This window comes from Paraburkholderia sp. A1BS-2L, assembly GCF_051125205.1.
Classification (GTDB): domain Bacteria; phylum Pseudomonadota; class Gammaproteobacteria; order Burkholderiales; family Burkholderiaceae; genus Paraburkholderia.
On sequence record NZ_CP120428.1, the window covers coordinates 2,688,582 to 2,702,901 of the forward strand.

Annotated in this window: 12 protein-coding genes; 1 reads left to right on the top strand and 11 read right to left on the bottom strand. The window is 64.8% G+C overall.

The features are described from left to right. Nucleotides 1-125: 125 nt before the first annotated feature. Nucleotides 126-629 carry a nitrate reductase associated protein gene (locus P5W98_RS12215; RefSeq protein ID WP_421024754.1) on the bottom strand — a complete coding sequence of 168 codons (504 nt, stop codon included), beginning with the start codon at nt 627-629 and terminating at the stop codon, nt 126-128. Between the two features lie 262 nt (nt 630-891). Here P5W98_RS12215 and fdhD point away from each other — a divergent pair, with 262 nt between their 5' ends. Beyond that, nucleotides 892-1,740 carry a formate dehydrogenase accessory sulfurtransferase FdhD gene (gene fdhD / locus P5W98_RS12220; protein WP_421025271.1) on the top strand — a complete coding sequence of 283 codons (849 nt, stop codon included), beginning with the start codon at nt 892-894 and terminating at the stop codon, nt 1,738-1,740. A 15-nt stretch (nt 1,741-1,755) separates the two neighbouring features. On the opposite strand, the gene P5W98_RS12225 is transcribed toward fdhD, so the two are convergent. From P5W98_RS12225 to P5W98_RS12270, 10 genes are all read right to left on the bottom strand, one after another. Then, entirely contained in the window at nt 1,756-2,526 is a 771-nt protein-coding gene (locus tag P5W98_RS12225) for an enoyl-CoA hydratase (protein ID WP_421024755.1), read from the bottom strand. Nucleotides 2,527-2,650: 124 nt separating this feature from the next. Continuing rightward, complete coding sequence (locus tag P5W98_RS12230; RefSeq protein WP_421024756.1) at nt 2,651-3,850, bottom strand: acetyl-CoA C-acyltransferase; 1,200 nt, start codon at nt 3,848-3,850, stop codon at nt 2,651-2,653. Nucleotides 3,851-3,889: 39 nt separating this feature from the next. Further along, a complete protein-coding gene (locus tag P5W98_RS12235; RefSeq protein ID WP_421024757.1) occupies nt 3,890-6,331 on the bottom strand; it encodes a 3-hydroxyacyl-CoA dehydrogenase/enoyl-CoA hydratase family protein in 2,442 nt (813 codons plus the stop codon). Nucleotides 6,332-6,461: 130 nt separating this feature from the next. Next, nucleotides 6,462-8,249 carry an acyl-CoA dehydrogenase C-terminal domain-containing protein gene (locus P5W98_RS12240; RefSeq protein WP_421024758.1) on the bottom strand — a complete coding sequence of 596 codons (1,788 nt, stop codon included), beginning with the start codon at nt 8,247-8,249 and terminating at the stop codon, nt 6,462-6,464. 85 nt (nt 8,250-8,334) lie between these two features. Further along, entirely contained in the window at nt 8,335-8,934 is a 600-nt protein-coding gene (locus P5W98_RS12245) for a TetR/AcrR family transcriptional regulator (RefSeq protein WP_421024759.1), read from the bottom strand. A 256-nt stretch (nt 8,935-9,190) separates the two neighbouring features. Further along, nucleotides 9,191-10,543, bottom strand: a complete 1,353-nt coding sequence (gene clsB / locus P5W98_RS12250; RefSeq protein ID WP_421025272.1) for a cardiolipin synthase ClsB — start codon at nt 10,541-10,543, stop codon at nt 9,191-9,193. Nucleotides 10,544-10,608: 65 nt separating this feature from the next. After that, nucleotides 10,609-11,094 carry a dihydroneopterin triphosphate diphosphatase gene (gene nudB / locus P5W98_RS12255; protein WP_421024760.1) on the bottom strand — a complete coding sequence of 162 codons (486 nt, stop codon included), beginning with the start codon at nt 11,092-11,094 and terminating at the stop codon, nt 10,609-10,611. Nucleotides 11,095-11,273: 179 nt separating this feature from the next. Then, nucleotides 11,274-13,079, bottom strand: coding sequence for an aspartate--tRNA ligase (aspS, locus tag P5W98_RS12260; RefSeq protein WP_421024761.1), 1,806 nt, complete (start codon nt 13,077-13,079; stop codon nt 11,274-11,276). Nucleotides 13,080-13,142: 63 nt separating this feature from the next. Further along, complete coding sequence (locus P5W98_RS12265) at nt 13,143-13,772, bottom strand: DUF502 domain-containing protein (protein ID WP_213299491.1); 630 nt, start codon at nt 13,770-13,772, stop codon at nt 13,143-13,145. Nucleotides 13,773-13,843: 71 nt separating this feature from the next. Then, on the bottom strand, nt 13,844-14,179 hold the full coding sequence (locus P5W98_RS12270; protein ID WP_421024762.1) for an FmdB family zinc ribbon protein: 336 nt from the start codon (nt 14,177-14,179) through the stop codon (nt 13,844-13,846). Nucleotides 14,180-14,320: the final 141 nt, after the last annotated feature.

Sequence of the window (14,320 nt, forward strand, 5' to 3'; positions counted from 1 at the left end):
GATCTGCGCGCAACAGGCCGGCGCGCACACGCGCCAGCGCGAATGCGCCATACCGTATAACGGCAAAAAACGGCAAGACCTTTAGGAAAATGCGCGAGGGCCAGACGCGCGGCTCATGCGGCGGCTCACGGCGACGCCTGAGCCGAACCGGTCGGCCCGGCCAGCCCGAACTCCCGCATCGCCGGCACGAAGTCGTGATTCGCCTCGGGCTTGCGCGCGAGCTTGGTCAGCACGTAGCGCTGGAAGGGCGCGAGCTGGGCCCAGTCCTCGACAGCCGGCGCACGCAGGTTCGCGAGCGCCGCCTGATTCGCGATGCCGCCCGGCACGGTCTGGGTGTCCCGCCAGACAGGCGCTTCCTCGGGAGCGAACCATTCCGGCTCGACATTGGCATGCGTGCGCAACATCTCGAAGAGCGCGTGATCGAAATTGGGCTCGATCTCGGTGTCTTCGTCGACAGGAAAACGCGCGAGCAGGCGGCGGTCTTCGTAAGGCAGCAGTTGCCACTGCGCGAGCGAGATGCGCAGCCCGAAGCGGTCCAGATTGAAGCGCACGCACATCGGGATGAAGGTGAGATCTTCCGACGATTCGACCTCGTAATGGAACAGCAACGGAGCTTCGGTCAATGCCATGGCGTTATTCCTCGCGATGCGGGCCCGTCCGGGCAAAGGCTGGGCTAAATGCTGGGCGAAAAGCCGGACAGCAGCGAAAGGCGCCCGCTTGAGGTATTTTAGAACCTTCCGCGTCAAGCGCATGCCCATGCGGCCCGCCAGACTGCACGACGACGCACCAGGCATTGATGGAGCACCCTGCTTGAATTTCCGCCCGAACCCTCATTTGCCCGCTGCGCCGGGCGCCGCCCCCAACCCCGCCTCCAACGCCGCGCCAAACCCGCTGGCAACCGAAGGCCAGCCCGGCGCCACCGAACTGCGCGTGCACCGCCATCGCGGCGGCACGGTAGAAACGCGCGCCGATCACGTGGGCCAGGAATGGCCCGTCGCGCTCGTCTTCAACGGCATCTCGCACGCGGTCATGATGTGCACGCCGCGCGATCTCGAAGCGTTCGCGGTGGGCTTTGCCATCTCGGAAGGCATCGTCGCGCGCAACGCCGATATCCAGGACATCGAAGTGTTCTGGTACGCCAAGCCGGATTCGGAAGAGCTGCCGCACGCCGAGGTCCATCTCACGGTCGTTCAGCAGGCATTCGTAGAGTTGAAGGAGAAGCGCCGGGCCCTCGCCGGGCGCAGCGGCTGCGGCGTGTGCGGCATCGAGAGCATCGATTTGCTCGACCTCGAGCCCGAAATCGTGCCCGACACGGGCTTTCTCGCGCGCCTCGCGCCGGACGCCATCGCGCGCGCCGCCCGCGAGCTGCCGCAACATCAGGCGCTCACGAAACTCACGGGCGGGCTGCACGCGGCCGCGTGGTGTGACGCGAGCGGTGCGATCCTGCGCGCTTTCGAAGACGTGGGCCGCCACAACGCGCTCGACAAGCTCATCGGCCAGTTGGTGATCGAGCGCGCCGATACGCAGCAGGGCTTCGTGTTCCTCTCGAGCCGCGCGAGCTACGAGCTGGTGCGCAAGGCCGCGCGCGTAGGCATTCCGATGGTGGCGACCATCTCGGCGCCCTCGACGCTCGCCATCGCCATCGCGAAGCGCGCCGGACTGCAGCTCGTGAGCTTCTGCCGCGAGTCCGGCTATGTCGATTACGACACGGCGTCGAATGCCGTGCGGGACGCCGAGTGAGCCAGCCGCGCTCGCTCAGTCGAACTGCCGGAAATCCGGCTTGCGCTTTTGCAGAAAGGCCGTGAACGCCTCGCGCGCTTCGGGCGCGGTCAGCATCTTGCGGAACTGCGCGCCCTCCTCGTCCATCCGCGCCTCGATCTCGGGCGCGCTCGCGCGCTTCATGAGCGCCTTGGTCGCGCGCAGCGACGAAGCGGGCTGCGCAACGAGCTTGGCCAGTTGCGCCGCCACGAATGCGTCGAGCTCGGCGGCGGGCAACACGCGATTCACGAAGCCCATGCGGTGCGCCTCCGCCGCGTCGAAGGTTTCGCCCAGCAGCAGCTTTTCCGCGGCGCCTTGATAGCCGGCCACGCGCGGCAGCAAGAGCGACGAAGCCGCCTCGGGACACAGCCCGAGTTGCGCGAACGGCATGGCGAAGCGCGCGGTATCGGCGGCATAGACCAGGTCGCAATGCAGCAGCAGCGTCGTGCCCACGCCGATGGCCGCCCCGGTCACGGCCGCCACGATCGGCTTCTCGAAAGCCGCGATGGCTTTCAGGAAGTTCGCCACGGGCGAATCGGCGCCGGTGGGCGGCGACTTCAGGAAGTCCTCGATATCGTTGCCCGCCGTGAAAATTTCAGCGTGACCGCGCACCAGCACGGCGCGCACGGCGGCGTCGTCCTGCGCCGAAGCCAGCTCATCGGCCATCGCCTGGTACATCGCGGGCGTGAGCGCGTTCTTGCGCTCGGGCCGGTTGATGGTGATCGTCAGCACGCCGCTCTCGCGCGCGATCAGGATTTCGTTGCTCATCTAGTTGTCTCCAGTCTCATGCCGGGCTCGACGTCGTTGCGAGCCCAATACGAAAAACGGCCCGCGGGCCGTGAAGCCCGCGGACCGTGTCGATAAACGCCCACCTGCCAATGGCGTGAAGCGCTTACAGCCGCTCGATGATGCCCGCCGCACCCATGCCGGTGCCGACGCACATCGTCACCATGCCGAACTTGTAGTTGCGGCGGCGCAGCCCGTGCACGACGGTCGAAGCGCGGATCGCGCCCGTCGCGCCGAGCGGATGGCCCAGCGCGATCGCGCCGCCAAGCGGGTTGATCTTCGACGGATCGAGGCCGAGGTCCTGAATCACCGCCAGCGACTGCGCAGCGAACGCCTCGTTGAGCTCGATCCAGTCGAGATCGTCCTGCTTGAGCCCCGCTGCCTTCAGCGCCGCGGGAATCGCTTCCTTCGGGCCGATGCCCATGATCTCGGGCGGCACGCCACGCACCGCAAAACTCACGAAGCGCGCGAGCGGCGTGAGATTGAACTGCTTGAGCACCTTCTCGGAGACGACGATCAGCGCGCCCGCGCCATCCGAAGTCTGCGAGCTGTTGCCCGCCGTCACCGAGCCCTTGTTCGCGAACACCGGGCGCAGCTTCGCGAGACCTTCGAGCGAGGTCTCCGTGCGCGGGCCTTCGTCGAGTTCGATCAGGCGCTCCTTCACCCTCACTTCGCCCGTGGCGAGATCCGGGAAGCGCTCGAGCACCGTGTACGGCGCGATCTCGTCCTTGAACTCGCCCGCCTGTTGCGCGGCCAGCGCGCGGCGATGCGACTCCACGGAGAACGCGTCCTGCGCCTCGCGGCTCACCTTCCAGCGCTCCGCGACCTTCTCGGCGGTCAGGCCCATGCCGTAAGCAATGCCGATGTCTTCATTGCGATCGAAGATATGCGGCGAGAGCGACGGCTTGTTGCCCATCATCGGCACCATGCTCATCGACTCGCAGCCGCCCGCGATCATCGCTTCGGCTTCGCCCACGCGGATGCGGTCCGCGGCCATCGCAAGCGCCGTGAGGCCCGACGCGCAGAAGCGGTTGACGGTCACGCCGCCCACGCTCTGCGGCAGCCCCGCGAGCAGCGCGCCAATGCGCGCCACGTTCAGGCCCTGCTCCGCCTCGGGAATCGCGCAGCCGATGATGGCGTCCTCGATCACCTTGGTGTCGAGTCCGGGAACTTGCGCCACCGCCGACTTGATCGCGTGCACCAGCAGCTCGTCGGGGCGGGTGTTCCTGAACGCGCCGCGCGGCGCCTTGCCGATGGGCGTGCGGCTCGCGGCGACGATGTAGGCGTCCTGCAACTGTTTGCTCATCTCTTACTCCAGTCCGTTATATGCGTACGTCGTGCCGCTTTAGTTGCGCACCGGCTTGCCGGTTTGCAGCATGCCCATGATGCGCTCCTGCGTCTTCTGCGTGCCGAGCAGGTCGATGAAAGCACGGCGCTCGAGCGTGAGCAGCCAGGCTTCGTCGACGAGGCTGCCCGCCTCGACGTCGCCGCCGCACACCGCTTCCGCGATGCGGCCCGCGATCAGGTAATCGTGATCGCTGATGAAACGGCCATCGCGCATGTTCACGAGCGACGCCTTGATGGTCGAGATCGCCGAGCGACCCGCGACCGGAATCTGCGTCGCGCGCAGTGGCGGACGCCAGCCGGCCGCACTCAGTGCGCGAGCTTCCTTCTTCGCCGTGTCGAGCAGTTCGAACACGTTGAAGACGATGGTGTCCGAAGGCTTCAGGTAACCCATCGCGCGCGCTTCGAGCGCGGAGCCCGAGACCTTGGCCATCGCCGCGTTTTCGAACGACTTCTGCAGGAACTTGAGCAAGTCGCTGGGCGCCGCGCCAACGGCTTGTGCGGCTTCGGCAGCACGCAGCGCCGCTTCCTTGAGGCCGCCGCCCGCCGGCACGAGACCCACGCCCACTTCCACGAGGCCGACATAGCTCTCGATGTGCGCGACGCGCTTCGCGCTGTGCAGCATGATTTCGCAGCCGCCGCCGAGCGCGATGCCCGACACCGCGGCCACCACCGGCACGTTTGCGTACTTCATGCGCAGCATGGTGTCCTGGAACTTCTTCACGAACGGCTCGATGCCCTTGGCGCCGCCCATCATGAACGCGGGCATGGCCTCTTCGAGGTTCGCGCCCGCCGAGAACGGGCCGCCCGGCGCGCCGAGCTTCAGCGACGTCGGCTGCCAGATCACGACGCCCTTGTAGCCGTCTTCAGCGATATCGATGGCCTTCACGAGCGAGTCGAGCACGCCCGGGCCCATCGTGTTCATCTTGCTCTTGTACGAGACGATCACGACGTCGTCCTCGCCGGCGCGGTCGTCGACCCACGCGCGCAGATGCTCGTTCTCGAACAGCGTCTTGCCGAAGGTCTTCGGATCGCGCGCACCGGTTTCGCCGAACAGCGCCGCGCGGAATACCTGGCGCTCGTACACCGGCAGATTCGAGCGTGGCTCGAAGCGTTGCGCGGCCGGCGACCACGAGCCTTGCGCGCCGTGCACGCCGCCGTTCTCGGCCACCGCGCCTTCGAACACCCAGGCGGGCAGCGGCGCATTCGAGAGCGCCTTGCCCGCGTCGATGTCTTCCTTCACCCACTCGGCGACCTGCTTCCAGCCCGCGGCCTGCCAGCCCTCGAACGGACCTTCATTCCAGCCGAAACCCCAGCGGATCGCGAGATCGACGTCGCGCGCGTTGTCCGCGATCGACGCGAGATGCACGCCGATGTAATGGAACACGTCGCGGAAAATCGACCACAGGAACTGCGCCTGCGGATGCTGCGTTTCGCGCAGCAGCTTGAGACGTTCCGCGGGCGCACGCTTGAGGATGCGGCCCACCAGTTCGTCGGCCTTGCCGCCGCCGTCGACGTACTCGCCCGTGCTGGCGTCGAGCACCTTGATCGCACGGCCTTCCTTGCGATAGAAGCCGCCGCCGGTCTTCTGACCGAGCGCGCCCTTCGCCACGAGGCCCGCGAGCACCGCCGGCGTTTCGTACACGGGGAAGAACGGATCATCCTTGAGGTTGTCCTGCATCGTCTTGATGACGTGCTGCATGGTGTCGAGGCCGACAACATCAGCAGTCCGGAACGTTGCCGACTTCGCGCGGCCAAGGCGTGCGCCCGTGAGATCGTCGACTTCGTCGAAGCGCAGTCCGAACTTCTTCGCCTCGGCGATCACCGCGAGGATCGAGAAAACGCCCACGCGGTTCGCGATGAAATTCGGCGTATCCTTCGCGCGCACCACGCCCTTGCCCACCACGCTCGTCATGAACGATTCGAGCTGGTCGAGGATTTCGGGCTTCGTATGCGTCGTCGGGATCAGCTCGACGAGGTGCATGTAGCGCGGCGGATTGAAGAAGTGCACGCCGCAAAAGCGCGCCTTGAGGTTATCGTCGAAGCCTTCCGACAATTCCGTGATCGACAGGCCCGAGGTGTTGGTCGCGAAGATCGCGTTCGGGGCAAGGTGCGGCGCGACCTTCTTGTAAAGGTCGTGCTTCCAGTCCATGCGCTCGGCGATCGCCTCGATCACCACGTCGCATTCCGCGAGCCTGGCAATGTCGTCTTCGTAGTTCGCGGGCGTGATGTATTGCGCGTCGTCCTTCACGCCGAACGGCGCGGGCGAGAGCTTCTTGAGCGTTTCGATCGCCTTGAGCGCGATGGCGTTCTTCGAGCCTTCCTTCGCGGGCAGATCGAACAGCAGCACGGGCACGCGCGCGTTGATCAGGTGCGCGGCGATCTGCGCGCCCATCACGCCGGCGCCGAGCACGGCCACCTTGCGAATATTCAGATTGCTCACGTTGTTCCTCCAGCGGATATGCAATGTCGAGCGGATTGAGGTGTGGGGGCGGCATGCGTCACGCGTGGACCGCCTCTGGACATCGTGTTGATGGGGCGCGCGCCTTTGGCAAGCGCGCACCCATTGGCTTTTAGAACAACGCTTCGTCGACTTCCATCAGCGTCTTCGAACCCGCGCGCGCCTGGCGGATCGAGGTCGCCGTTTCGGGCAGCAGCTTCGCGAAGTAAAAGCGCGCCGTAGCCAGCTTCGACTTGTAGAACGGATCGCCCGAGCTTTCCTTGTCGAGCGCGATGCGCGCCATGCGCGCCCAGAAATACGCGAACACGAGGTGGCCCGCCGTGCGCAGGTACGGCACGGCGGCGGCCCCCACTTCGTCGGGGTTCTGCATCGCCTTCATGCCGATTTCCATCGTGAGCTTCTGCATCTTGTCGCCGATGTCGGCGAGCGGATTCACGAACTCCTGCATCTCCGGCTTGATGCCTTCGGCCTCGACGAAATCCGTCACGAGCTTGCCGAACTTCTTGAGCTTCGCGCCCATGTCGCCGAGCACCTTGCGGCCGAGCAGGTCGAGCGACTGGATCGTGTTGGTGCCTTCGTAAATCTGGTTGATGCGCGCGTCGCGCACGTACTGCTCCATGCCCCACTCGGCAATGAAGCCGTGACCGCCGTAGACCTGCATGCCTAGGTTGGTGGATTCGAACGCGTTGTCGGTGAGGAAGGCCTTGATGATCGGCGTGAGCAGCGCGACGAGATCGGCCGCTTCCTTGCGCTCGGTTTCGTCGCCGTGCGAGAGTTCCTTGTCGATCTGCAATGCGGCCCAGTACGCGAACGCGCGCGCACCTTCGGCCCAGGCCTTCTGCGTGAGCAGCATCCGGCGCACGTCCGGATGCACGATGATCGGATCGGCGGCCTTTTCAGGCGCCTTCGGGCCGGTCAGCGCGCGCATCTGCAGACGCTCCTTCGCATAGGCGAGCGAGTTCTGGTACGCGACTTCGGTAAGGCCGAGACCCTGCATGCCCACGCCCAGGCGCGCAGCATTCATCATCACGAACATGGCGTTCAAGCCCTTGTTCGGCTCGCCGACCATCCAGCCCTTCGCGCCGTCGAGATTCATCACGCAGGTCGCGTTGCCGTGGATGCCCATCTTGTGCTCGATCGAGCCGCACTTGATGCCGTTGCGCTCGCCCGGCTCACCCGCGTCGGTCGGCAGGAACTTCGGCACGACAAACAGCGAAATGCCCTTGGTTCCCGGCGGCGCGTCCGGCAGACGCGCGAGCACGAGGTGAATGATATTGGCCGCCATATCGTGCTCGCCGGCCGAGATGAAAATCTTCGTGCCTGACAGTGCGTACGAGCCGTCCGCATTCGGCTCTGCCTTCGTGCGCAGCAAGCCGAGGTCGGTGCCGCAGTGCGGCTCGGTCAGGCACATCGTGCCGGTCCATTCGCCCGAGACGATCTTCGGCAGATAGGTCTTCTGGAGTTCGGGCGTGCCGTGCGCATGCAGGCACTCGTAGGCGCCGTGCGAGAGACCCGGATACATGGTCCACGCCTGGTTCGCCGAATTGAGCATTTCGTAGAGCGCATTGTTCACGAACGCAGGCAAGCCCTGGCCACCGAATTCGGGATCGCAGCCGAGCGCCGGCCAGCCGGCCTCGACATACTGCGCGTACGCTTCCTTGAAACCCGTCGGCGTGGTCACGACACCGTCGCCGGCGTAGGTGCAGCCCTCGCGGTCGCCGACCTGGTTCAGCGGAAACAGCACCTCCGAGCAAAACTTGCCGGCTTCTTCGAGCACCTGGTTGATCGTGTCGGCGTCGAGGTCGGCGTGCTTCGGCATCTGCTTGACTTCGCCTTCGACGTTCAGCAGTTCGTGCAGCACGAATTGCATATCGCGCAGCGGCGCGGTGTACTGTCCCATCTCTCTTCTCCCTGAATTGAACCTGGAGTTTCGGGCCTCTCGCGTACCGTCATGTGCCGCCGCGCTGCGCTCGCGCGCGCGGCCGCTAATGGCTTACGCTCTGGTACGAAACGATCAGTTTTTCAAACGCGGCCCACGTATGGTCAACCGCATCCGGCAAATGCAGGAAGCGGCCGTCATGGTGCAGACCGAGTGTCACGCTATACAGTTCGAACAACATCAGCGCTGGATCGGTGTCCTTGCGCAGATGGCCCTCTTCAATCGCCTGCGAAATCGCGCGCATCAGTGCTGCTCGCCACGTCGTCACGCTCGCCACGAGCGTCTCGCGCACCTGGCTCTCCGCCCGGTCGTCGTACTCGACCGCACCGCTGATGTAGATGCAGCCGGTCGTGACCTCGTGGATGCGCTTTTCGATCCATCGCGAGAGCATCGCACGCAGGCGCGGCAAACCTCGCGGTTCGCGCAGGCTCGGAAAGAAGACTTCTTCCTCGAATCTGCGGTGGTACTCGCGCACCACCTCGACCTGCAGGTCCTCGCGTGACCCGAAGTGCGCGAAGACGCCGCTCTTGCTCATCTGCATGCGCTCGGCAAGCAGGCCAATCGTCAGACCTTCCAGTCCGTCGCGGCTCGCGAGGTCGAGTGCTGCATCCAGGATGGCGGCTCGTGTCTGTTCGCCTTTTCGCATAGCTTATTTACCGTAACGATGAGACCGTGATGTGAGGTGTCCGAACCCGGCAACCCGTCACATCAAGGCCGAAATGAAATCGAACGGCCGTACTATTATTGAGGACAGCCGATCGCGAAAACAAGAACTTTATTAGAAACCGATTTCTAGCCGGTACTCTAATTTTCGGGCATCGCGCGCCATACACAAGCGAACATTTCTGGATTGCAGGCTTGTCGATTCGTGTGGCAGGCGGCATGCCCGGGAAATAAGGCAGCTAGTCGTAGCCGCCCACGGTGAGCAGTTTCATGGCCGCGCGATAGAACGACCACGCCAGCCAGTTCAGCGCACGCATATGCCAGGGCCGCGCCTCGTAGCGCGCCCGGTCGATCTGCGGAGATTCCTCGAAGGCGTCGAGGATGGCGTCCCGCAGTTGCGCAATCTCCGGATGCCGCACGAGCAGCACATTGGCCTCGTTGTTGAGCACGAGCGAGAGTGCATCGAGATTCGAGGAGCCCACGGTCGCCCAGTTCGAATCGACCACCGCGACCTTGCCGTGCAGCATGGTCTTCTCGTATTCGGCGATTTGCACGCCGGCGCTCAGTAGCTGGTGGTAGAGGAACGGCACGCCGTAGTCGAGCACGGCAAACTCTTTTCGTCCTATCAATAGCTTGACGGCGACGCCGCGCTCAGCGGCTTCGAGAAGCGCGCGGCGCAGCCGGCGGCCCGGCATGAAGTACGGATTGGCGAGCAGCACTTCTTGGCGCGCCTCGCCGATGGCATCGAGATAGGCCTTCTCGATCGCGCGCCGGTTCACGACGTTGTCGCGCGCGACGAAAGCCACACACGGCACCTGCGCCGCGCGCGGGTCGCGCACGCTCGCGCGCAGGCGCTCGCGCAAGCGCGCAAACAGGCGCCCAGCGGGGCCCGAGCGCATGGCGGGCGAGAGTGCGCGCAACGCGTCGTCGACGACCTGGGCCGAAGACGCATTCGCGATCGTATGCCCGGTCGGGCGCGGCGCGAGGTACCCCGCGCTTGCGGGAACGCCGGGCGAAGGCATGCCGGCGGGCAGCGGCGGCCGATGGCCGAGCCGGATGCGCCGCCATTGCTGTTCGAACGCGAGCCGCACATCGACCACCACGTGCCCATGCAGTTCGACGGCGAAATCCCAGCGCGGATACGGCAGCGTCTTGCCGTCCTGCTCGAGGTCGTCGATCACGTTGATGCCGCCGCACGACGCGTACTGGTCGTCGATCACGGCAAGCTTGCGATGCGTGCGCGAAAAGCCGAAGCGCCCGAAGATATGCGGGTTGTAGACGCGATGCTCGATGCCGGCCGCGAGCCAGGTCTCGAAGAGCGCGAGATGGGGCGTGCCGATGCCGTCGGTGATCACGCGCACGCGCACGCCGCGCTGCGCCGCGCGCACGAGCGCCGCGGAAAGCGCACGGCCGATTTTGTCGTCGCAGAAGATATAGGTTTCGATAACGACGTCGCGCGTGGCGGCATCGATATGCTCGATCATCGCCCCGAAGAGTCCCTCGCCCGAGCAGAACAGACGCACCTCGTTTCCGCTCGTGAAGCGGTAGCGCGAACGATAGCGCCGGCCCAGCAGCACATCGCGCAGCCGCACGACACGCGGCGATTCTGTGCCGGATTCTGTGCCGGATCCGGTGCCGGGTTCGGTGCGGGTATCGCTCACACATGCGCCCCACGAAGCTGCTCGAGACGCCCGGGCAGTTGCAGGATCGCTTCGCGATTCGACCACGAAAAGCACTGCGCGGCCGCCTCTTCGTAAGGCAGCCATCGATACGCGACATGCTCGCGCGGCGCGAGCGTGACAAGCGTGCCCTCGGGCACCTCGAGGCTGAACCAGTGCTCGGTGTTGCGCGTGACGCCCGGCGCATAGCGGTGCCGCCAGACCGGATAGATTTCGTACTCGATCTCGTGGCGCCAGTCACGCAGCGCGTCCTGCGGCACGCCCGGCGCACCTACCACGATGCCGGTTTCCTCAGCCACCTCGCGCATGGCCGTTTCGACGAACGACTCGTCGACGCTGTCCTTCGATCCGGTCACCGACTGCCAGAAGCCCGCTCGATCGGCGCGCTCGATGATCAGGACTTCGAGCCGCGGGGTATGAATGACGACGAGTACGGATTGCGGAATCTTCGGCGGCTTCTGCATGGCGATGGTGCGCGACGGTACGTCTTGAGAGATACGCGGAGCAATGTGTGGAACAGCGCGCGGCGCTTTAGTAATGAATTTAACGCAAAAAGCAAAAAAGGCGCACGATGCGCCTTTTTTGTGTTGCGTTACGTGCCACAGAAGCCGCGCTGCGGCTCCTGCACACGTCGCGGCGTAGCTTACTGCGCCGTCTTCTGCTCGGGCTGACGCAGACGGATGTGCAGTTCGCGAAGCTGACGCTCATCCACTTCGCTCGGCGCCTGCGTGAGCAGACATTGTGCGCGCTGCGTCTTCGGGAACGCGATCACGTCGCGGATCGAGTCAGCGCCGGCCATCATCGTGACGATGCGGTCCAGACCGAACGCGATGCCGCCGTGCGGGGGCGCGCCGTACTGGAGGGCGTCGAGCAGGAAGCCAAACTTCGCACGCGCTTCCTCGGCACCGATCTTCAGCGCACGGAACACCTTGCTCTGCACGTCTTCCTGATAGATACGCACCGAGCCGCCGCCAATTTCCCAGCCGTTCAGCACCATGTCGTAAGCCTTGGCGAGGCAGCGGCCCGGATCCGTTTCGAGGTATTCCAGGTGCTCGTCCTTCGGGCTTGTGAACGGATGGTGCGCGGCCACGTAGCGGTTTTCTTCCTCGTCGTATTCGAACATCGGGAAGTCGATGACCCACAGCGGCTTCCAGCCCTTCTCGACGAGGCCGTTGGCCTTGCCGAACTCCGAATGGCCGATCTTCAGGCGCAGCGCGCCCAGGCTGTCGTTCACGACCTTCGCGCGGTCGGCCGCAAAGAAGATGATATCGCCGTCTTGCGCGCCGGTGCGCTCCATGATCGCGGCAATCGCAGCGTCGTGCAGGTTCTTGACGATCGGGCTTTGCAGGCCGTCACGGCCCTTCGCAGCTTCGTTGACCTTGATCCACGCGAGGCCCTTCGCGCCATAGATGCGCACGAATTCCGTGTAGCCGTCGATGTCGCCGCGCGAGAGCTCGGCACCCTTGGGCACGCGCAGCGCCGCGACGCGGCCGTCCTTGCTGTTGGCCGGCGTGCTGAACACCTTGAAGTCGACGTCCTTCATGGCGTCGGTCAGTTCGGTGAATTCGAGCTTCACGCGCAGGTCCGGCTTGTCCGAACCGAAGCGGCTCATGGCTTCCGAGTACGGCATGATCGGGAACTTCGCGTCGAGCTCTACGCCGATCGTTTCCTTGAACACGTGACGCGCCATGTCCTCGAACAGGTCGCGGATTTCCTGCTCGCCGAGGAACGACGTTTCGCAGTCGATCTGCGTGAATTCGGGCTGACGGTCGGCGCGCAGGTCTTCGTCGCGGAAGCACTTGACGATCTGGTAGTAGCGATCGAAGTTCGCCACCATCAGCAGCTGCTTGAACAGCTGCGGCGACTGCGGCAGCGCGAAGAACTGGCCCGCGTTCACACGCGACGGCACGAGGTAGTCGCGTGCGCCTTCGGGCGTGCTCTTCGTGAGCATCGGCGTTTCGATGTCGATGAAGCCGAGCGAGTCGAGATACTTGCGCACGGCCATCGTCACGCGGTAGCGCAGGCGCAGGTTGTGCTGCATCTGCGGACGGCGCAGGTCGAGCACGCGATGCGTGAGGCGCGTGGTTTCCGAGAGGTTGTCGTCGTCGAGCTGGAACGGCGGCGTGACCGACGCGTTCAGCACCACGAGCTCGTGACACAGGACTTCGATCTTGCCGCTCGTGAGGTTCGCGTTGACCGTGCCTTCCGGGCGGTTGCGCACGAGACCCTTCACCTGGACGCAGAATTCGTTGCGCACGCCTTCGGCAGTCTTGAACATCTCGGCGCGGTCGGGGTCGCACACCACCTGGACGAGGCCCTCGCGATCGCGCAAGTCGATGAAAATGACACCGCCATGGTCGCGGCGGCGCTGCACCCATCCGCACAGCGAAACAGTTTGGCCCAGCAGCTGTTCGGTCACCAGACCGCAGTATTCAGATCTCATCGACATGATGTTCGTCTTTCGTTATGCATGAATGAACGGGAGCGCCGCATGCGGCGCGGCGTCCGGTATTTAAAGCGGGGGATCGATGGGGCGGCGGGAATTCGCGACCGGCGCGACGACGCCCATCGAGACAATATACTTGAGCGCGGCGTCGACCGTCATGTCGAGCTCGATCACCTCGCTCTTCGGCACCATCAGGAAAAAACCCGAAGTGGGATTGGGCGTGGTCGGCACATAAACGCTCACGTGCTCGCCCTGCAGATGGTTCACCACATCGCCGCCCGGAATGCCGGTGAGGAATGCGATGGTCCAGGAGCCCTTGCGCGGGTACTCAATCAGGAGTGCCTTGCGAAAAGCATTGCCGTTGCTGGAAAGCAGTGTATCGGAAACCTGCTGGATGCTGCTGTACAGCGGGCCCACGATCGGGATGCGTCGCACCAGCGCGTTCCACCACACCACCAGCTTCTGGCCGACGAAGTTGTGAGTGAGCAAGCCCACCAGGAAGATGAACGCCAGCGTGAGGATCGCGCCCAGACCGGGCAGGTGCACCGGCGGCCGCCATGCTGCGGGGAGCAGGAGCAGCGTCTGGTCCATCGTGCCGATGACGAGATTCAGCACCCACAGCGTGATGGCCAAAGGCACCAGCACGAGAAGGCCGGTCAGGAATACCGATTTGAAGGTCGCTTTCTTGATCGTCATGTACACGCCATCCGGGCCGCGCGACGCGCGGCGCTTGCGCCGCCGGGCTCAAGAGAGCCCGGCAGCAGGTTTCAGGAGGTGCCGGCAGTGCCGGTCGCCGAACTCGCGGGCGCGGCCGCAGGCGTTGCGGCGCTCGCACCCTCGCCTGCCTTGCTGCCCTCGGACGACGACGCGCCCTCGGCGGCCTTCGCGCCGGTTGCAGCCGCGCTCGTGCCGCCGGACTGGCCGCCGCGGAAATCGGTGACGTACCAGCCCGAGCCCTTCAGCTGGAAGCCAGCTGCGGTGACCTGCTTGCGAAATGTGTCCGCGCCGCAGTTCGGGCACTGCGTCAGGGGCGCATCGCTGATCTTTTGCAGGACGTCCTTGTCGAAGCCGCACGACTCGCAGCGATAAGCGTAGATCGGCATGATCTCTTTCCTGATGAAACGGGTGAAATTCTGAGAAATGCTTGCAAAGCCTTGAATTATAGCCGCAAACGCTCCCCTGGCCCGGCATTTGCCGGGCCAGGTTGGACGAAAGCGACTGGGTGTTAGTTGGGGGCAGCTTGC

Bases quoted from the DNA above. Each gene is read 5' to 3' on its own strand.
- P5W98_RS12215 (WP_421024754.1), bottom strand. From the start codon at position 629: ATGGCATTGACCGAAGCTCCGTTGCTGTTCCATTACGAGGTCGAATCG.
- P5W98_RS12225 (WP_421024755.1), bottom strand. From the start codon at position 2,526: ATGAGCAACGAAATCCTGATCGCGCGCGAGAGCGGCGTGCTGACGATC.
- P5W98_RS12270 (WP_421024762.1), bottom strand. From the start codon at position 14,179: ATGCCGATCTACGCTTATCGCTGCGAGTCGTGCGGCTTCGACAAGGAC.
- nudB (WP_421024760.1), bottom strand. From the start codon at position 11,094: ATGCAGAAGCCGCCGAAGATTCCGCAATCCGTACTCGTCGTCATTCAT.
- P5W98_RS12230 (WP_421024756.1), bottom strand. From the start codon at position 3,850: ATGAGCAAACAGTTGCAGGACGCCTACATCGTCGCCGCGAGCCGCACG.
- P5W98_RS12265 (WP_213299491.1), bottom strand. From the start codon at position 13,772: ATGACGATCAAGAAAGCGACCTTCAAATCGGTATTCCTGACCGGCCTT.
- P5W98_RS12245 (WP_421024759.1), bottom strand. From the start codon at position 8,934: ATGCGAAAAGGCGAACAGACACGAGCCGCCATCCTGGATGCAGCACTC.
- aspS (WP_421024761.1), bottom strand. From the start codon at position 13,079: ATGTCGATGAGATCTGAATACTGCGGTCTGGTGACCGAACAGCTGCTG.
- P5W98_RS12240 (WP_421024758.1), bottom strand. From the start codon at position 8,249: ATGGGACAGTACACCGCGCCGCTGCGCGATATGCAATTCGTGCTGCAC.